The sequence below is a fragment of the Roseateles sp. DB2 genome (genome assembly GCF_051857535.1).
Lineage (GTDB): Bacteria > Pseudomonadota > Gammaproteobacteria > Burkholderiales > Burkholderiaceae_C > Roseateles_B.
Genome location: NZ_JBPZGY010000003.1, coordinates 465,432 through 482,204 on the forward strand (window position 1 = coordinate 465,432; position 16,773 = coordinate 482,204).

At 66.5% G+C, this 16,773-nt stretch carries 19 protein-coding genes; 12 read left to right on the forward strand and 7 right to left on the reverse strand.

Features of this window, described 5'->3' with window-relative positions; translation table 11 throughout:
• Positions 1 to 4 precede the first annotated feature (4 nt).
• The 3 genes from ACS5PK_RS07110 to ACS5PK_RS07120 all read right to left on the reverse strand — a co-directional run bounded on the left by ACS5PK_RS07110 (position 5) and on the right by ACS5PK_RS07120 (position 2,829).
• Entirely contained in the window at positions 5 to 547 is a 543-nt protein-coding gene (locus tag ACS5PK_RS07110; RefSeq protein WP_439439533.1) for a hypothetical protein, read from the reverse strand.
• Positions 548 to 738: 191 nt separating this feature from the next.
• Complete coding sequence (locus tag ACS5PK_RS07115) at positions 739 to 1,734, reverse strand: HpcH/HpaI aldolase/citrate lyase family protein (protein ID WP_439439534.1); 996 nt, start codon at positions 1,732 to 1,734, stop codon at positions 739 to 741.
• A 108-nt stretch (positions 1,735 to 1,842) separates the two neighbouring features.
• Positions 1,843 to 2,829 carry a malate dehydrogenase gene (locus ACS5PK_RS07120; RefSeq protein ID WP_439439535.1) on the reverse strand — a complete coding sequence of 329 codons (987 nt, stop codon included), beginning with the start codon at positions 2,827 to 2,829 and terminating at the stop codon, positions 1,843 to 1,845.
• 305 nt (positions 2,830 to 3,134) lie between these two features.
• Here ACS5PK_RS07120 and ACS5PK_RS07125 point away from each other — a divergent pair, with 305 nt between their 5' ends.
• The 10 genes from ACS5PK_RS07125 to ACS5PK_RS07170 all read left to right on the forward strand — a co-directional run bounded on the left by ACS5PK_RS07125 (position 3,135) and on the right by ACS5PK_RS07170 (position 11,543).
• The gene (locus tag ACS5PK_RS07125; protein ID WP_439439536.1) at positions 3,135 to 3,938 is read left to right on the forward strand and encodes a GntR family transcriptional regulator; all 804 of its coding nucleotides are present in this window, start codon (positions 3,135 to 3,137) and stop codon (positions 3,936 to 3,938) included.
• A gap of 101 nt (positions 3,939 to 4,039) precedes the next feature.
• A complete protein-coding gene (sdhC, locus tag ACS5PK_RS07130) occupies positions 4,040 to 4,480 on the forward strand; it encodes a succinate dehydrogenase, cytochrome b556 subunit (protein ID WP_439439537.1) in 441 nt (146 codons plus the stop codon).
• Positions 4,481 to 4,508: 28 nt separating this feature from the next.
• Positions 4,509 to 4,871, forward strand: coding sequence for a succinate dehydrogenase, hydrophobic membrane anchor protein (gene sdhD, locus ACS5PK_RS07135; protein ID WP_439439538.1), 363 nt, complete (start codon positions 4,509 to 4,511; stop codon positions 4,869 to 4,871).
• Positions 4,872 to 4,874: 3 nt separating this feature from the next.
• Positions 4,875 to 6,650 (forward strand): succinate dehydrogenase flavoprotein subunit, encoded by a 1,776-nt coding sequence (gene sdhA / locus ACS5PK_RS07140; RefSeq protein ID WP_439439539.1) that lies wholly within the window; start codon positions 4,875 to 4,877, stop codon positions 6,648 to 6,650.
• Positions 6,651 to 6,660: 10 nt separating this feature from the next.
• A complete protein-coding gene (locus ACS5PK_RS07145) occupies positions 6,661 to 7,368 on the forward strand; it encodes a succinate dehydrogenase iron-sulfur subunit (protein ID WP_183102877.1) in 708 nt (235 codons plus the stop codon).
• Between the two features lie 51 nt (positions 7,369 to 7,419).
• The gene (locus tag ACS5PK_RS07150) at positions 7,420 to 7,689 is read left to right on the forward strand and encodes a succinate dehydrogenase assembly factor 2 (protein WP_439439599.1); all 270 of its coding nucleotides are present in this window, start codon (positions 7,420 to 7,422) and stop codon (positions 7,687 to 7,689) included.
• Positions 7,690 to 7,739: 50 nt separating this feature from the next.
• A complete protein-coding gene (gene gltA, locus ACS5PK_RS07155) occupies positions 7,740 to 9,050 on the forward strand; it encodes a citrate synthase (RefSeq protein ID WP_269632581.1) in 1,311 nt (436 codons plus the stop codon).
• Positions 9,051 to 9,673: 623 nt separating this feature from the next.
• Positions 9,674 to 9,832, forward strand: a complete 159-nt coding sequence (locus tag ACS5PK_RS07160) for a hypothetical protein (RefSeq protein ID WP_439439540.1) — start codon at positions 9,674 to 9,676, stop codon at positions 9,830 to 9,832.
• On the forward strand, positions 9,829 to 10,524 hold the full coding sequence (locus ACS5PK_RS07165) for a CoA pyrophosphatase (protein ID WP_439439541.1): 696 nt from the start codon (positions 9,829 to 9,831) through the stop codon (positions 10,522 to 10,524). The genes ACS5PK_RS07160 and ACS5PK_RS07165 overlap by 4 nt, the downstream gene beginning before the upstream one ends.
• A 29-nt stretch (positions 10,525 to 10,553) precedes the next feature.
• On the forward strand, positions 10,554 to 11,543 hold the full coding sequence (locus tag ACS5PK_RS07170) for a CobD/CbiB family protein (protein WP_439439542.1): 990 nt from the start codon (positions 10,554 to 10,556) through the stop codon (positions 11,541 to 11,543).
• 110 nt (positions 11,544 to 11,653) lie between these two features.
• Here ACS5PK_RS07170 and ACS5PK_RS07175 read toward each other — a convergent pair whose 3' ends face one another.
• From ACS5PK_RS07175 to ACS5PK_RS07185, 3 genes are read right to left on the reverse strand one after another with little or no spacing between them, the layout of a single operon-like run.
• Positions 11,654 to 12,436: an SDR family NAD(P)-dependent oxidoreductase gene (locus ACS5PK_RS07175; RefSeq protein WP_439439543.1), complete on the reverse strand. Its 783-nt coding sequence runs from the start codon at positions 12,434 to 12,436 to the stop codon at positions 11,654 to 11,656.
• A gap of 39 nt (positions 12,437 to 12,475) precedes the next feature.
• On the reverse strand, positions 12,476 to 13,090 hold the full coding sequence (locus ACS5PK_RS07180; RefSeq protein WP_439439544.1) for an RluA family pseudouridine synthase: 615 nt from the start codon (positions 13,088 to 13,090) through the stop codon (positions 12,476 to 12,478).
• 56 nt (positions 13,091 to 13,146) lie between these two features.
• A complete protein-coding gene (locus tag ACS5PK_RS07185; protein WP_439439545.1) occupies positions 13,147 to 13,623 on the reverse strand; it encodes a protein-tyrosine phosphatase family protein in 477 nt (158 codons plus the stop codon).
• Positions 13,624 to 13,760: 137 nt separating this feature from the next.
• Here ACS5PK_RS07185 and ACS5PK_RS07190 point away from each other — a divergent pair, with 137 nt between their 5' ends.
• A complete protein-coding gene (locus ACS5PK_RS07190) occupies positions 13,761 to 15,044 on the forward strand; it encodes an MFS transporter (RefSeq protein WP_439439546.1) in 1,284 nt (427 codons plus the stop codon).
• Complete coding sequence (locus tag ACS5PK_RS07195) at positions 15,041 to 15,667, forward strand: helix-turn-helix transcriptional regulator (protein ID WP_439439547.1); 627 nt, start codon at positions 15,041 to 15,043, stop codon at positions 15,665 to 15,667. The genes ACS5PK_RS07190 and ACS5PK_RS07195 overlap by 4 nt, the downstream gene beginning before the upstream one ends.
• Here ACS5PK_RS07195 and ACS5PK_RS07200 read toward each other — a convergent pair.
• Positions 15,651 to 16,718 carry a hypothetical protein gene (locus ACS5PK_RS07200; protein WP_439439548.1) on the reverse strand — a complete coding sequence of 356 codons (1,068 nt, stop codon included), beginning with the start codon at positions 16,716 to 16,718 and terminating at the stop codon, positions 15,651 to 15,653. The genes ACS5PK_RS07195 and ACS5PK_RS07200 overlap by 17 nt on opposite strands.
• Positions 16,719 to 16,773: the final 55 nt, after the last annotated feature.

The following is a 16,773-nucleotide window of genomic DNA, read 5'->3' on the forward strand; positions in this document are numbered from 1 at the left end:
GCGCTCAGTTGCTGGTGGTCGTGCCCGGCGTGATGCCGATGCCGGTTCCCGGCTGCTGCGCGGCAGCGCCATTGGCCACGAAGGCGCGTTGCTCGGCGTGCTGGCAGCTGTCCACCATGCGCTGGCCGGCCTTGGCGTTCATCAGCATGGACTTGGACGGGATCTGCAACCACACCACGCCAGCGTGCTTGTCTTCCAGACGCACGGCGCCAGTGGTGGTGGGCTCGGGCGTCATGTTGTAGACCATCTTGCCGAACTGCAGGCGGAAGCGGCCTGGCTTGTCCGGGTGGGGGGTGACGTGGACTTGCTGGTTGAACTCGCACTGAGCATCGCCAGCATGCACGCGCGGCGCCACGGCCAATTGCTCGTCGGTGAGCGTGGCCTCCTCCGGCGGAGGCAGGGGTGCCACCGCAGTCTGAGGCTTCAGCTTGGCTGCCAGGCGATTCTTGGGCGCAGGCGGTGTTTCCTTGGCGGCAGCCAGGGCTTGGCCGGCGATCAGCAGCATGCTGGCGCAAAGAGCGAGGTGAGCGGTGCGAAGGTATTGCATGAGAAATCCTGTGCAGATGCTTGATTGTGCAAGCAAATGTGCCATTTGTGGGTACTTTGGCGTGCCCTGGTGACGACCGGTGCAAGCATGCGCCCGGTCAGGGGGGGCTGTCTATGCCAGAAATCCCTTCATCTGCAATAAAACGTGAAGGCAAAAGCCGGGCCGGGCGACTCGATGGCGGCCAGGGGAGTTCAGCTGCTGAAATAGGCGGCCTCGATCTCGGCCGGCAGCGCCTGTCCGGTGCGGTGGGCGCGTTCGAGCACCTGCCAGAAGTAGCGATAGCTGGCGCGGTCGTGCAGGGTGTCGCGGTGCTGGATGGGTGCCCAGGAGGCGGCCTGGGCGGCCTGGATGATCTCGATGGACTCGTCGATCTCGGCCATGCGTGGCGCGAAGGCCTCGATGATGGGGCGGATCTGGTTGGGGTGGATGCTCCACATGCGGGTGTAGCCGAACTCACGCGCGGCGCGGCTGGCAGCCATCTCCAGCGCATCGCTATCCTTGAACTCGGTCACCACGCAATGCGAGGGCGTCTTGCCGTGGGCGTGGGCCGCCGCGGCGATCTCCAGCTTGGCGCGCACCACCAGCGGGTGGCTGAACTGGCCCTCGACCGTCAAGCCCACGCGCGGGATTGCTCCGCGGTGGGCGGAGACGAAATCCATCAGCCCGAAGGAGAGTGATTCAATGCGCGGATGCGCTGCGATCCGCTGCACGTCGCGCAGCGCGCCGTGGGTCTCGATGAGCACATGCACCGGCAGTTCGCGCTCCAGGCCCAGGCGAGCCCGGGTGGCGTCGATGAAGGCTACGGCGCGATCCACGTCGTCGAAGGATTGCGGCTTGGGCACCATGAGATAGGCCAGGCGGTCGCCGCCGCCGGCCAGCAGGCCTTCGACATCGGCCTCGAAGGCGGCATGCCCGAGCGGATGCACGCGGGCGCCCACGCGGCCATGGCGGTTCAGCGGGTCGTTGAGCACGTCATTGACCAGCAGCACATGTTCAAGCTCGCCGCCCACTGGCGCGCCGTCTTCGCAATCCAGGGTGATGTCGAAGACCGGGCCCATCTCGGCCTGAAGCTCCAGGCTCTTGCGCATGCGCGCCTCGACGCCGCAGTAGTGGTCGACGACGGGCAGCAGGGTGGCGGCATCGCCCTCTTCGAAAAGGGCCAGGCGGGGGTGCGGCGCGGTGCTCATGGGCGGGATTCGTGAAGCTGTGGCGGAAAAGAAAAAGGGCCGGCACGGGTGCCGACCCTTCACCGTATCACGAACGGCAGCTCGTGATGCTGGCTGGCCTTGCGGCGATCACAGCAGGTGCTTGACGCCGTTCTGCTCTTCCAGCAGCTCGTTCAGGGTCTTGTTGATGCACTCTTGCGAGAAGGCATCGATCTCCAGGCCCTCGACGATCTTGTACTCGCCACCTTCGCAGGTGACGGGGTAGCCGAACATCACCTCGGCGGGGATGCCGTATTCGCCCTTGGACGGGATGCCCATGGTGACCCACTTGCCATTGGTGCCCAGGGCCCAGTCGCGCATGTGGTCGATGGCGGCGTTGGCAGCCGAGGCGGCCGAGGACAGGCCGCGAGCGGCAATGATGGCGGCGCCGCGCTTGCCGACGGTCGGCAGGAACACTTCACGGTTCCACTGCTCGTCGTTGATCATGGCCTTGACCGACTGGCCGCCGATGGTGGCGTAGCGGTAGTCGGCGTACATCGTGGGCGAGTGGTTGCCCCACACGGCCAGCTTTTCGATGTCGGCCACGGCCTTGCCGGTCTTGGCGGCGATCTGCGAGGCGGCGCGGTTGTGATCCAGGCGCAGCATGGCGGTGAAGTTCTTGGCCGGCAGGTCCGGGGCCGACTTCATCGCGATGTAGGCATTGGTGTTGGCGGGGTTGCCCACGACCAGCACGCGGACGTTGCGCGAGGCCACGGCATTGAGGGCCTTGCCCTGCACCGTGAAGATCTGGGCGTTGGCGGCCAGCAGATCCGAGCGCTCCATGCCGGGGCCGCGGGGACGGGCGCCGACCAGCAGGGCGTAGTCGGTGTCCTTGAAGGCGGTCATCGGGTCGCTGTGGGCCTCGATGCCGGCCAGCAGCGGGAAGGCGCAGTCTTCCAGCTCCATGATCACGCCCTTCAGTGCGTTCTGGGCCTTCTCGTCGGGGATCTCCAGCAGTTGCAGGATGACGGGCTGGTCCTTGCCCAGCATTTCGCCGGAGGCGATGCGGAACAGCAGGGCGTAGCCGATCTGGCCTGCGGCGCCGGTGACGGCAACGCGAACGGGTTTCTTGCTCATGGAGGTCTCCGAAAAGGATGAAAAAGCTGTTCGTGGCGCCACTGGTTGCGGTGCACGGCGGTCATCCTGTAACGAGCGAGACCGAAGGGCGGGCAGGCGGCAGCGCGGAGGCCGCAAGTGTAGGCCAGAGTCCGGGCGTTTCCCCTATTGACCCATGCAGACGCTCCCACTTGCAGCCGCTCGGGCGAGATTATGCGCAGTCCTTTGCACAAAACTGACTGTCTTATGTCTTATAGAAGACATTTTTGAGAGGATTTGTGGATTCCTCTCGACGCCGCGGGGTGGCCTGTGCTCGAATCCCGCCCATGCCGAATCCACCTGCAGTCCCGAGCACGCCTGGCCTTGAGCTCCAGCGCGGGGATGCTGCGTCCGGATCGGCGGGTGGGCAGGCCTCGCCCGCCTTCTCTCCGCTGTATCGCCAGATCAAGGGGCTGATCATTCAGCGCTTGCAGGCCGGCGCCTGGAAGGCCGGCGAGGCCATCCCCAGCGAGATGGACCTTGCGGCCAGCTTCGGGGTGAGCCAGGGCACGGTCCGTAAGGCTATTGACGAACTTGCCGCCGAGAATCTGCTCGTTCGCCGCCAGGGCAAGGGCACTTTTGTCGCCACGCATGCGGAGCAGAAGCAGCAGTACCGCTTCCTGCGCCTGATGCCTGACGAAGAGCAGGATCCCGGCCTCGGGCGCCAGCTGCTGGACTGCCGCCGGCAGCGTGCGCCGGCCTGGATCGCCCGCCAGCTGCAGATGCGTGCGGGCGACGCCATGGTCGAGGTGCGCCGCCTGCTGCACAGCAAGGGCCGTCCGGTGGTGCTGGATGACATCTGGCTGCCAGGCAGCCTGTTCAAGGGTTTGACGACCGAGCTGCTGAACCAGCATCGCGGTCCTTTCTATGGCTTGTTCGAGTCCGAGTTCGGGGTGCAGATGATCCGTGCCCAGGAGAAGATCCGTGCCGTGGCGGCCGATGCCGAGGTCGCCGCGCTGCTGCAGGTCGAGGTTGGCGCGCCGCTGCTGAGTGTGGAGCGGCTGTCCTTCACCTATGGCGACCGCCCGGTGGAACTTCGGCGCGGCCTTTACAACACTTCCACGCACTTTTATCGCAACGATCTGAATTGACCCTCTGAAAGAAAGAGGTTCGCTGCAGTGAAAGGCAAGGCCTGACCCTGTTGCGTTGCAATAAAATCCTCAGGTTTCACATTGATTACCAAAGGTCGGGTATGACAGATACAACCAAACAGACCACCAAGCTGCGACCGGTCTTCCGCAACATCCACGTGACGGAGATCGTGTCCTATCGGCTGCCTCCGGCAGGCATCGTCTCGATCCTGCATCGCATCAGCGGCCTGCTGATGTTCCTGCTGCTGCCCTTCGTGATCTGGATGCTGGACACCAGCCTGAGCACCGAGATTTCCTTCGATGTGTTCAAGAACGCCTTCGTGGCCGGCCTGGGTCCCATCCCCGGCGTGCTGGTCAAGCTGGTCGCGCTGGCACTCATCTGGGGCTATCTGCATCACTTCATCGCCGGTGTGCGCCACCTGTGGATGGACGCGACCCACAGCGTCAGCAAGGAGCAGGGCCATTCCAGCGCCGTGCTGACCCTGGCCCTGTCCGTGCTGCTGACCCTGGCCCTGGGTGCCAAGCTCTTTGGCCTGTACTGATCGGCCGACCTAGATTGAGGTGCAAAGAATGAGTACTTACGGAACCAAGCGCATCGTCAGCGGTGCGCACTATGGCCTGCGCGACTGGCTGGCCCAGCGCGTGACGGCCGTGCTGATGGCCCTGTTCACCATCGTGCTGCTGGCCCAGATCCTGTTCACCAAGCAGCCTCTGGGCTATGAGCTGTGGTCGGGCATCTTCTCCCAGCAGTGGATGAAGTTCGTGACCTTCGCGACCATCATCGCCCTGGCGTACCACGCCTGGGTCGGTGTTCGCGACATCTGGATGGACTACGTGAAGCCGGTCGGCCTGCGCCTGGCGCTGCACGTGTTCACCCTGGTCTGGTTGGTGGGTTGCGCGGGTTGGGCGATCCAAGTCCTCTGGAGGCTGTAAAAAATGCAAGTTGGAAGCTCGCTCGCAAAGCGCAAGTTCGATGTGGTGATCGTGGGTGCCGGTGGTTCCGGCATGCGCGCCTCGCTGCAACTCTCCCTGGCCGGCCTGAACGTGGCCGTGCTGTCCAAGGTCTTCCCGACCCGCTCGCACACCGTGGCCGCCCAGGGCGGCATCGGTGCCTCGCTGGGCAATATGTCGGAAGACAACTGGCACTACCACTTCTTCGACACCGTCAAGGGCTCGGACTGGCTGGGTGACCAGGACGCCATCGAGTTCATGTGCCGCGAGGCCCCGAAGGTCGTGTACGAACTCGAACACTTCGGCATGCCCTTCGACCGCAACGCCGACGGCACCATCTACCAGCGCCCCTTCGGCGGCCACACGGCCAACTACGGCGAGAAGCCCGTGCAGCGCGCCTGCGCCGCGGCCGACCGCACCGGCCACGCCCTGCTGCATACGCTGTACCAGCAGAACGTCAAGGCCAAGACGCAGTTCTTCGTGGAATGGATGGCGCTGGACGTCATCCGTGACGCCGAGGGCGACGTCGTCGGCGTGACCGCGCTGGAGATGGAAACCGGCGAAGTCCACATCCTGCAGGCCAAGACCGTGCTGATGGCCACCGGCGGTGCCGGCCGCATCTATGCGGCTTCCACCAATGCCTTCATCAACACCGGTGACGGCCTGGGCATGGCGGCACGCGCCGGCATCCCGCTGGAAGACATGGAGTTCTGGCAGTTCCACCCCACCGGCGTGGCCGGCGCGGGCGTGCTGCTGACCGAAGGCTGCCGTGGCGAGGGTGCCATCCTGCGCAACGCCAATGGCGAGCGCTTCATGGAACGCTACGCCCCGACCCTGAAGGACCTGGCCCCGCGTGACTTCGTGTCCCGCTCCATGGACCAGGAAATCAAGGAAGGCCGTGGCTGCGGTCCCAACAAGGACTACGTGCTGCTGGACATGACCCACCTGGGCGCCGAGACGATCATGAAGCGTCTGCCCTCGGTGTTCGAGATCGGCCACAACTTCGCCAACGTCGACATCACCAAGGAACCGATCCCCGTGGTGCCGACCATCCACTACCAGATGGGTGGCATCCCCACCAACATCAACGGTCAGGTGGTCGTGCCCAAGAACGGCAACCCGAACGAGGTCATCAACGGCCTGTACGCGGTGGGCGAGTGCTCCTGCGTGTCGGTGCATGGCGCCAACCGCCTGGGCACCAACTCGCTGCTGGACCTGGTGGTGTTCGGCCGCGCGGCCGGCAAGCACATCGTCGAGTTCAACCTCAAGAACCGCGAGCACAAGCCCCTGCCCAAGGATGCCGCCGACCAGACCCTGGCCCGCCTGGCGCGCCTGGAGTCGGCTTCCAATGGCGAATACGCTCAGGACGTCGCCAATGACATCCGCTCGACCATGCAGAAGCACGCCGGCGTGTTCCGCACCCAGGCCGTGATGGACGAAGGCGTCAAGAAGATCCTGGAAGTCGCCGAGCGCGTGAAGCACATCGGCCTGAAGGACAAGTCCAAGGTCTTCAACACCGCCCGTGTCGAGGCCCTGGAAGTCGAGAACCTGATCGAGGCCGCCAAGGCCACGATGACCTCGGCCGCCGCCCGTCCGGAGTCCCGTGGCGCCCATGCTCACGACGACTTCCCCAACCGCGACGACGCGAACTGGATGAAGCACACCCTGTGGTACTCCGAAGGCAACCGCCTGGACTACAAGCCGGTCAAGCTGACCCCGCTGACCGTGGAATCCGTGCCGCCCAAGGTGCGTACCTTCTGAGGACTGAGACATGAGCCAAAAACGTACCTTCCAGATCTACCGCTACGACCCGGACAAGGACGCCAAGCCCTACATGCAGACCCTCGAGATCGAGCTCGAGGGCAATGAGCGCATGCTGCTGGACGCGCTGATCAAGCTCAAGGCCGTGGACCCCACGCTGAGCTTCCGCCGCTCCTGCCGCGAGGGCGTCTGCGGTTCCGATGCCATGAACATCAATGGCAAGAACGGCCTGGCCTGCCTGACGAACATGCGCTCGCTGCCGCAGGTGGTGGTGCTCAAGCCGCTGCCGGGCCTGCCCGTCGTGCGCGACCTGATCGTGGACATGACGCAGTTCTTCAAGCAGTACCACTCCATCAAGCCCTACCTGGTGAACGACACGCCGCTGCCCGACAAGGAGCGCCTGCAGTCGCCGGTGGAGCGTGAGGAGCTGGACGGCCTGTACGAGTGCATCCTGTGCGCCAGCTGCTCCACGAGCTGCCCCAGCTTCTGGTGGAACCCCGACAAGTTCGTGGGCCCCGCCGGTCTGCTGCAGGCCTACCGCTTCATCGCGGACAGCCGTGACCAGGCCACCGCGGAGCGCCTCGACAACCTCGAGGACCCGTACCGCCTGTTCCGCTGCCACACCATCATGAACTGCGTGGACGTCTGCCCCAAGGGGCTGAACCCCACCAAGGCCATCGGCAAGATCAAGGAACTGATGGTGCGTCGCGCCGTCTGATGACCCGATCCGCCTTCGGATTCTTTGCAAAGGCCCCCATTCGTGACTACCTTGACCGATGCCCTCATTGACGAGAGAGCACTCTCCAAACTGAAGTGGCGCTGCCGCCGCGGCCTGCTGGAGAATGACCTCTTCATTGAGCGGTTCTTCAAGCGCTACGAATCCAGCCTGACTGAGCGTCAGGCCGAAGGCCTGCGCCAGCTGATGGACCTGTCGGACAACGATCTGATGGACCTGCTGCTGGTACGCAAGGAGCCCGAGGGCGAACAGGCCACGCCCGAATTCCTGGAGGTCCTGGGCATGCTCAGGACCCCCCTCTGATCTGTCACCGCCCCTGACCTGTTTTTCCAAGAAGTCACAAGGAACGCCCCATGACACCGTCTGACGTCAAAGCCACCCTGTCGTTCTCCGACGGCAGCCCCAGCATGGACCTGCCCATCTACAAGGGCTCCGTGGGTCCCGATGTGATCGACATCCGCAAGCTCTACGGCCAGACGGGCAAGTTCACCTACGACCCGGGCTTCCTGTCGACCGCCTCCTGCAACTCGACCATCACCTACATCGATGGCGACAAGGGCGAGCTGCTGTACCGCGGCTACCCCATCGAGCAGCTGGCCGTGAACTGCGACTACCTCGAGACCTGCTACCTGCTGCTGAACGGCGAGCTGCCCAACGCCGACCAGAAGGCCGAGTTCGAGAACCGCGTGATGCACCACACGATGGTCAACGAGCAGATGCAGTTCTTCCTGCGCGGCTTCCGTCGTGATGCGCACCCGATGGCCGTGATGACCGGCCTGGTGGGCGCGATGTCGGCCTTCTATCACGACAGCACCGACATCAATAACCCCGAACATCGCGAGATCGCGGCCATCCGCCTGATCGCCAAGATGCCGACGCTGGTGGCCATGGCCTACAAGTACACCATCGGCCAGCCCTACATCTACCCGAAGAACGATCTCTCGTACGCCGGCAACTTCATGCGCATGATGTTCGCCACGCCCTGCGAGGAGTACAAGCCCAATGACGTGCTGGTGCGCGCCATGGACCGCATCTTCACGTTGCATGCCGACCACGAGCAGAACGCCTCGACCTCGACCGTGCGCCTGTGCGGTTCCTCCGGCACCAACCCCTTCGCAGCCATCGCCGCGGGCGTGGCCTGCCTGTGGGGCCCGGCTCACGGTGGCGCCAACGAGGCCTGCCTGAACATGCTCAACGACATCCAGCAGATGGGTGGCGTGGCCAAGATCGGCGAGTTCATCAAGCAGGTCAAGGACAAGAGCAGCAACGTCAAGCTGATGGGCTTCGGCCACCGGGTCTACAAGAACTACGACCCGCGCGCCAAGCTGATGCGCGAGACCTGCCACGAAGTCCTGGGCGAGCTGGGCCTGCACAACGACCCGCTGTTCAAGCTGGCCATGGAGCTGGAGAAGATTGCGCTGGAAGACGAATACTTCGTCGCCCGCAAGCTCTACCCGAACGTGGACTTCTACTCCGGCATCGTGCAGCGTGCCATCGGCATCCCCGTGCCGCTGTTCACCGCCATCTTCGCGCTGGCTCGCACCGTGGGCTGGATCGCCCAGCTGAACGAGATGATCGCTGACCCCGAGTACAAGATCGGCCGTCCGCGCCAGCTCTTCGTGGGCGCGACGCCCCGCAACGTGAAGCCCATCGCCGAGCGTTGATCCTTCCCCTGTGGCCGGCTTGCGTCGGCCTGGGTGAAGACCAGGAAGCCCCGTTGCAGGCATGCACGGGGCTTTGCTTTTTGGGGCGCATGCTGTTTGTGGGCTGGGCTGGGCTGGGCCGGAGCAGCGCGGCGGTGGCAGCGTCCCGGCCGGGCGCAGTGCGCGGCGGCCGGCCCTCGCGGGCCGGCTCCCCTGCGGTGCTCGTGGCCTGGAGCGGGCGCGTAACTCGCTCCACTCGCTGCGCTCGTTGCGCTCAAACAAACGCGCCCAGTCAGACAACAAAGCGCGCTCACGCGCGCCGCTCCAGCCCCCTGCGCTCCTCGGCGCCACGCAAGGCGCCCAGCCAGGACGCCACCACCGCCACGCAGCAACACCGAGCACCCCCCTCAGCCCCTTGGTCAACCGGGCGCATGGCATCCGCGATAAGCCTGCGTCGGCTCCTGCAAGCGCCCTACATCAAGGCAAGAGCCGGCACACGCTGTCCAGCAAGGCCATCGCAGGGGAGTCACCTACGTAAACGCCCGCATAACGCAGGCATGGGCGTCAATGCGTGGTAGGCGAGCATCCATGCGCTAGTGCTAGTGCTAGTGCTAGTGCTAGTGCTAGTGCTAGTGCTAGTGCTAGTGCTAGTGCTAGTGCTGGTGCTGGTGCTGGTGCTGGTGCTGGTGCTGGTGCTGGTGCTGGTGCTGGTGCTGGTGCTGGTGAGTGCACGAGCGGTCTCGGCTATGGCATGCCCCAGCGCGAGCCGGGGGGAGGGGGGTGGCGCTATGCTGCTCGCATGACTCGCCCGCCCATCCTCGATCCCCGTGCCGTGCCCGTGGCTGCTCGCGATGAGGGCCTGCCCGCCGTGCCAGCCGATACCTTGTCTGCCGAGGCCCTGCGTGCCCGCTTTCGTACGCCGCCGGCCTGGTCGCCCGAGCTGCCGGGGGACGGCGGGGTGCTGAGCCAGCGAGAACCCGCCTCGGCCGCGGTGCTGGTGCCGCTGGTGCAAAGGCCCGAGGGCCTGCAGGTGCTGCTGACGCAGCGCACGGCCCATCTGCGGGATCACGCAGGGCAGGTCAGCTTCCCCGGCGGTCGCACCGAACCTGAGGACGCAGACGCCGTCGCCACTGCCCTGCGCGAGGCCCAGGAGGAGATCGGCCTGCATCCCCGCCATGTGGAGGTGCTGGGGCAGTTGCCGATCTACCGCACGGTGACGGCCTTCATGGTGCACCCTGTCGTTGCCCTGGTGCAGCCCGACTTCGACCTGGCGCTGGACGAGTTCGAGGTGGCCGAGGCCTTCGAGGTCCCGTTGTCCTTTCTGATGAATCCGGCCCACCACCAGCGCCATGTCTTCCGCTGGCAGGAGGGCGAGCGGCAGTTCCTGTCCATGCCCTGGACGGGGTCAGATCTTGCCGGGGTGTCGCGCGAGTACTTCATCTGGGGCGCCACGGCCGCCATGCTGCGCAACTTCTATCGCTTCCTCTCGGCCTGAGGGGCGCGGGGCCGCTATCATGCGGGCCCATGAACTTCTTCGCCGTCCTGTTGGCCCTGATCTGCGAGCAGCTCAAGCCGCTGCCGCATGGCAATGCGGTGCATCAGGGCGTGATCAGCTGGGTGCGCTGGACCGGCCGCAATTTCGACGCCGGCAAGGAGCGCCACGCCCTCGTCGTCTGGGGCATCACGGTGCTGGGACCAGCCCTGCTGGCGGCCGGCCTCTATGCCCTGGTGCGGCATTTCACGGTGCTGGGTGCCCTGGGGCTGGACGTGCTGGTCCTCTACCTCACCCTGGGCTTCCGTCAATTCAGTCATTACTTCACCGACATTCGAGACGCCCTGGAGCGCGCCGACGAGATGGAGGCCCGCCGCCTGCTGGCCGAATGGCGCCACCTGGATGCCACCGAGCTGCCACGCACCGAGCTGCTGCGCCACGTGATCGAGCATTCGCTGCTGGCGGCGCACCGGCATGTCTTCGGCGTGTTCTTCTGGTTCATCGTGCTGTCCACGGTGGGCCTGGGGCCGGCGGGGGCCATTCTTTACCGCATGGCTGAATTCGCCAGTCGCTACTGGGCCTTCAAGAGCCGCACCATCGACGCCCCGACCAACGAGCGCCTGATGCAGATCTCCCGCCAGTTCTTCGGCTGGGTGGACTATGTGCCCGCCCGGCTGACCGCCACCGGCTTTGCCATCGTCGGCAATTTCGAGGAGGCAGTGAACGGCTGGCGCCGCGACGCTGGGCTGTGGATGCACCCCAACGAGGGCATCATCCTGGCCTCGGCCGCTGGCGCCCTGGGCGTGCAACTGGGCGGCTCGGCCGCGCCGGGTGTCACGCCAGACCGCAGCAAGACCTTCGAGGCCGGCGGTGACATGGACGCCACCCGCGCCGAAGGCTCCACGCCTGGCATGGCACCCGCCCTGGGCCATCTGCAGAGCGTGGTGGGCCTGGTCTGGCGCTCCGTGGTGCTGTGGATGTTCCTGCTGGCCCTGCTCACGCTGGCCAATCTGCTGGGCTGATCGTCCCCATGACCCTCTGCCCCCCCTGATCCCTCTTGATCGCGAGGGCATGACTGCGTCCTTCGCAGCGTGCCTGTCGCAGGCCTGCCATCGTGCCGGCCCAGGGCTTCTCAGGCCTCGCGCACGTCCGCGATGACCTGCTCCCCGAAATCCGCCCGCGCCAGGTAGCGCAGCACCGCGGAGGCCGTCTGGGCCGGGCTGCTGAGCTGGGCGTCGGTCTTCAGGGCGTGGAAGCGCGGCTGCTCGGGAAAAGCTGCCGGGGCGGCGCTGCGCAGCTGCTGCTGCATGTCGGTATCGATGACGCCCGGTGCCAGCGATACGATGCGGGCCGATGCCAGACCCTGGCTGGCCCGGTGTGCCTCGTCCAGGGCCATGGCCCGGGAGAGGTGGTCCATGGCCGCCTTGGCCGCGCAATAGGCCGCCGTGCCGGCCATGGCGCGCCGCCCGAGTCCGGACGAGATGTTCAGCACCCGGAGCTGGCCCGGCGCCTGGCGGCAGGCGTCCAGGAAGGCCGCGCTGAGCAGCAGGGCCGCCTCGGCACCCACGCGCAAGGCGTTGGACAGCTCGGCCAGCGGGGTGTCCTGCACGGCGCCGGGATGGGTTACCACGCCGGCATTATTGATCAGGGTGAGGGTGTCAAAGCTGTCCAGGGACTGAGCTTGCAGCCACTGCTTCAGGGCCTGGGCCACGGGCAAGGGCTGGGCGAGATCCTGACGCCATTGTTGCAGCGAGCTGCCGGTGGAGGCGGCCAGGCCATAGAGCGATTCATTGTCCCGCCGGGCAATGCCCAGCACCTGATGCTCAGGGCTGGCGAGCAGTTCGCGCGCCAGGGCCAGACCCAGGCCGCGCGAGCTGCCGGTGACGATGTAGAGGTGACGCTTGGGGCTGTTCATGAGTGCATTCTCGCGCCGGATCGCCGTGGATGGGGCCGCTCAGAACGGGGGAGGGCTCTGGAGCTGAAGGGCCGGCTCGGGCCCCAGGGCGGGCAGGCCCAGCTCGCAGGCATGCAGGAGCAGGCGCGGGGCGGCCAGCTGCAGGGCTGGCGGTGCATAGAGCGCGTCACCCACGATGGGATGGCCGATGGCCAGGCAGTGCACTCGCAGCTGGTGGGATCGCCCTGTCAGCGGGCACAGCTCGACGCGGGTCTGCTGCCGCACGGCGTCGCGCGCCAGCACCCGCAGCCTGGTCTGCGAGGGCTTGCCGCGTTGGTGGCAGACCATCTGCCGCGGGCGATTGGGCCAGTCGGTGACCAGAGGCAGGGCTATGGCCTGCTCGTCCGGCTCGACCAGGCCGCCCAGCACGGCCACATAGCGCTTCTCGACCTGGCGCGTGGCGAAGGCATCGCTGAGCAGGCGCTGCATCTCGAGGCTGCGGGCGAACACCAGGAGGCCGGAGGTGGCCATGTCAAGGCGGTGCACGACCAGCGCCTCCGGGAAGCGAGCTTGCACGCGGCTGGCTGCGCAGTCCTGCTTGTCCTCGCCACGGCCGGGCACGGACAGCAGGCCGCTGGGCTTGTCGACGACCACGCAGCCCGGGCCGACATGCACCCAGCCCAGCTGCAGGGCCTCGGGGGCCGGCGCCGGCGGCAGGGCAGTCCCGGCGCTCAGAACTGCTCCACCCAGCCGCTCTGCACGGCGGACTGAGGATTGGATCCGGCCTGCCGCACGCGCTGCAGGGCGTCGTCGACGTCCATCCCCAGGCCCTTGAGCACGCAGGCGGCCACGGTGCCGGTGCGGCCGATGCCGGCAGCGCAGTGCAGCAGCACGCGATCGCCCACGCGAAGGCTGTGGACCAGCAGCTCCACGCCCTGGCGAAAGGCCTCGGGGTTGGCGCCCAGGCCGAAATCGCGCATGGGCAGGTGCTGCCAGCGAAAAGGCAGGCGGCCCTCGCTGACGGCTTTGTGATAGAGCGGTGAAAGCTGCGCCACCTCATCCATGGGGTTCAGGCAGCTGACCAGGCTGAGCTGGCGCAAGCGGGCTTCGTCCAGAAAGGCTCCCCAGGGCTCCAGCCGGCCGGGCATGGACTGCAGCCACAGCCGGCCGCTGATGTCAGGAGGGAGTTCGAGTGCGCGGAATGCCATGGCGGAATTGTGCCTTCGGCAGCCCGTGATGTCAGCGACATGCTCATGGTTAATAAACAATTCGTTGATAAATTGGAGGCGCGTCTGCATGATGCCGGCATGACGATGCCACAGCCCCTGCCGGCGCCCCTCCAGTCGTGAGTGCCACCCCAAATCCTTCGCTGCCCGAGCCGGAGGCCCTGCGCATCCGCCATCCCTACTGGGTGCTGGGCGCCGTCTGTGCATTGGCGCTGATGAGCACGGTGGGCGTGTCCATGCCCTATCCCATCCTGGCCCCCATCTTTGTCGACGGGCCGCCTGATGCCTTCACCCGATTCCTGGGCCTGGATCCCAAGCTGCTGATGGGCCTGGCTCTGGCGGTCAATCCACTGGGCATCCTGCTGGGCAGCCTCTTCATCGGTCCGCTGTCCGACCGATATGGCCGCCGCGCGACCCTCAGCGTCACGCTGACGGCCACGCTGCTGGGCTATCTGCTGACGGCCTACGCACTGCAGCAGCGCTGGTATGTGGTCTTTGTGCTGGCACGCTTCCTGACCGGCATCACAGAGGGCAATGTGGCGGTCGCCCGGGCCTTGGTGGCCGACCTGCACGGCCAGATTGACCGCACCCGCGGCCTGGCCTGGCTCAACGCCTGTCTTTATGCCGGTTGGCTGCTGGGGCCGCTGCTTGGCGGCCTGACCCTGGGGCTGGGTGCGCCAGTGCCCTTCGTGCTTGCAGGCATGGCCATGCTGCCTTGCCTGGTGGTCCTGAGCGCAGGCGTGCCCGCAGGCCGCCGGACATCTGGTCCCTTGAATGTGCTGCAGGCCATGCGCGAACAGCAGGCGCTGGGACTGCTGCGCGAGGATCCGGTGCTGAGGCGCCTGGCCTGGCTGCAGTTCCTCTATACCTTGGGCGTGACGGCCCTGTATGAGTTCGCACCGTTGTGGATGCTGGAGCAGGCCGGGCTGGACAGCCGCGGCATCGCCTACGTCACCGCCGCACAGTGCGCCACCATGACCCTGGCCAGCGTGCTGGCCGGCCGCTTCGGTAGCGGACGGCGCCATCAGCCGCTGCGTGATGCAGCCTGGCTGGCCCTGCTTGCGGCACTGGGGCTGTGCCTGCTGGCGCTGCTGCCGGCTACGCCAGGTCTGCTCATGATTGCTTTTCTGGGCCTGCCGCTGGCGCTCTACAACGCCGTCATGCCGGCCTGGATGTCAGAGCGCTTCGCCAGCCACGGCCAGGGCCGGGTGATGGGCTTGCTGTCCACCATCTTCTGTCTGGCCAATGTCGTGGTGGCCCTGCTGGGCTCAGGTCTTGCCCTGCTGTCCTCGCGCTGGATCATGGCGCTGGGCGGCCTGACCTGCGTGCTGGCGGCCTGGCAGTTGGTGGCCCTGGCACGGTTCGAAGTGCAGAAGAAAAGCCAGTTGAGAGACCAAACATGAAGACCGAAGCCCGGCAGCGCCTGCTGCATCAGCTCAAGAGCGGGGGGCCGCAGACGGCGGCGCAACTGGCCGACGGCCTGGACCTGAGCGGCATGGGGGCGCACAAGCAGCTGCAGCAGCTGGCTGAGGAAGGCTTGCTCCAGTGGCGGGACGAGGCCGGCGTCGTGGGCCGGCCGCGCCGGGTCTGGCGGCTCAGTGCGGCGGGCCATGCCCAGTTTCCGGACCGCCATGGCGAGCTCACGGTGCAGCTGATCCAGCAGGTCCGAAGTCTGCTGGGGGAGCCGGCACTGGAGAGGCTGATCGATGCGCGCGAGCAGGACAGCGAGCGCCGCTACCTGGCCGCCCTGGCTGGCAAGCGCAGCCTGCGCAGTGCCCTGCAGGTCCTGGCCGCTGAGCGGGAGCGCGAGGGCTATATGGCGCGGATCGAGCGGACGGGACACGACTGGCTGCTGATCGAGGATCACTGCCCCATCTGCGCCGCGGCGCAGGCCTGCCAGGGCTTCTGTCGTTCCGAACTGGCCCTGTTCCAGCGCTGCCTGGCACCGTGGGCAGAGGTGCGCAGGACCGAACACCAGCTTGCTGGTGGACGGCGCTGTGCCTATCGCATCAGTCCTCACCCCTGAGCACGGCATGCAGCCAGGGCTCGAGCTGGCGCAGCTCCTGGGCCAATGCCTCGCGCGCCTGGGTGGAGGCCTGGGCGCAGCGCTGTTCCCACTGCCCGCGCTCGACTTCGAGGACGCTGATGCTGGCCTGTGCCTGAGGGCTGTCCAGGGCACGCAGGCTGCGCAGCGCCTGGCGCAGCACCGAGCCATGCAGCTGCACATTGCTTTGCAAATCGGGTTCTGACAGCAGCCCGGCCAGCAGTTGCCAGGCTTGGGCGTGGCGTCCGCGCCGATTCAGGAGTTCGGCCATGGATTCCTGGGCCGACCAGCGCCAGTAGCGGGTCTTCTCGTCGACCGACCATTGGGCCAGCAGCTGGTTCAGCAGGGTGTCGGCCTCATCAAGCCGATGCAGCAGCACCAGCAGATGTGCCACCGCCAGCTTGAGCACGCCCTGGAAGACCGCATGCAGGCGCCCATCCTGGGCCAAAGAGCGGGCTCCGCCCAGGTGGCGCTCGGCACGGCGCAGGGCGAGCCGGGCCATCACCCGGCCTTCGTCATCGCCGCGTTCCAGAGCCTGTTCATGGGCGGCTGTCATGGAGACCAGCAGATTCGTATAGGCCCTCATGCGATCCGCGCTGTCGATGGACTCACGGGCCAGGGACAGCGCACGCATGTGCAGCAACTCGGCCTGGTCCAGGTTGCCCATGCGGGCATGCACATGGCCCAGGCAGCTCAGGCAGGCGGACAGCGGCTCATGGAACTGCTCCCGCTCCAGGTAGCGCACGGAGGCCTTGGCCAGCGGCATGGCCTCTGCGGCGAGGCCGAACTCGCACAGGGCCAGGGCGGCCTGGCGCAGGGCATGAGGCAGCGCGGTGGAGGCCGGACCGCTGCTCAAGGCCGCGGCGGCGGCCAGTGCCTGCCGGCAACTGCCCAGGAGGTCCCCGGTCTGCCAGGACTGGATGGCTCGGGCGAGCAGCCGGTCGCCGTCAGCCGGTGGATCGGAGGCGGTAGGGGCCGGCGTCGGCGATTGCGTTTGCGCGAGGCCGGCCTGCGGGGACTGCGGGTACTGCATATGGCTGGACTCTATGCCAAATCCTTGTCGTCTCCCTGCCGGAAATCACCGCTAG

Coding starts and splice junctions, on each gene's coding strand:
- ACS5PK_RS07110 (WP_439439533.1), bottom strand. CDS start 547: ATGCAATACCTTCGCACCGCTCACCTCGCTCTTTGCGCCAGCATGCTG.
- ACS5PK_RS07115 (WP_439439534.1), bottom strand. CDS start 1,734: ATGAGCACCGCGCCGCACCCCCGCCTGGCCCTTTTCGAAGAGGGCGAT.
- ACS5PK_RS07120 (WP_439439535.1), bottom strand. CDS start 2,829: ATGAGCAAGAAACCCGTTCGCGTTGCCGTCACCGGCGCCGCAGGCCAG.
- ACS5PK_RS07125 (WP_439439536.1), top strand. CDS start 3,135: ATGCCGAATCCACCTGCAGTCCCGAGCACGCCTGGCCTTGAGCTCCAG.
- sdhC (WP_439439537.1), top strand. CDS start 4,040: ATGACAGATACAACCAAACAGACCACCAAGCTGCGACCGGTCTTCCGC.
- sdhD (WP_439439538.1), top strand. CDS start 4,509: ATGAGTACTTACGGAACCAAGCGCATCGTCAGCGGTGCGCACTATGGC.
- sdhA (WP_439439539.1), top strand. CDS start 4,875: ATGCAAGTTGGAAGCTCGCTCGCAAAGCGCAAGTTCGATGTGGTGATC.
- ACS5PK_RS07145 (WP_183102877.1), top strand. CDS start 6,661: ATGAGCCAAAAACGTACCTTCCAGATCTACCGCTACGACCCGGACAAG.
- gltA (WP_269632581.1), top strand. CDS start 7,740: ATGACACCGTCTGACGTCAAAGCCACCCTGTCGTTCTCCGACGGCAGC.
- ACS5PK_RS07165 (WP_439439541.1), top strand. CDS start 9,829: ATGACTCGCCCGCCCATCCTCGATCCCCGTGCCGTGCCCGTGGCTGCT.
- ACS5PK_RS07170 (WP_439439542.1), top strand. CDS start 10,554: ATGAACTTCTTCGCCGTCCTGTTGGCCCTGATCTGCGAGCAGCTCAAG.
- ACS5PK_RS07175 (WP_439439543.1), bottom strand. CDS start 12,436: ATGAACAGCCCCAAGCGTCACCTCTACATCGTCACCGGCAGCTCGCGC.
- ACS5PK_RS07185 (WP_439439545.1), bottom strand. CDS start 13,623: ATGGCATTCCGCGCACTCGAACTCCCTCCTGACATCAGCGGCCGGCTG.
- ACS5PK_RS07195 (WP_439439547.1), top strand. CDS start 15,041: ATGAAGACCGAAGCCCGGCAGCGCCTGCTGCATCAGCTCAAGAGCGGG.
- ACS5PK_RS07200 (WP_439439548.1), bottom strand. CDS start 16,718: ATGCAGTACCCGCAGTCCCCGCAGGCCGGCCTCGCGCAAACGCAATCG.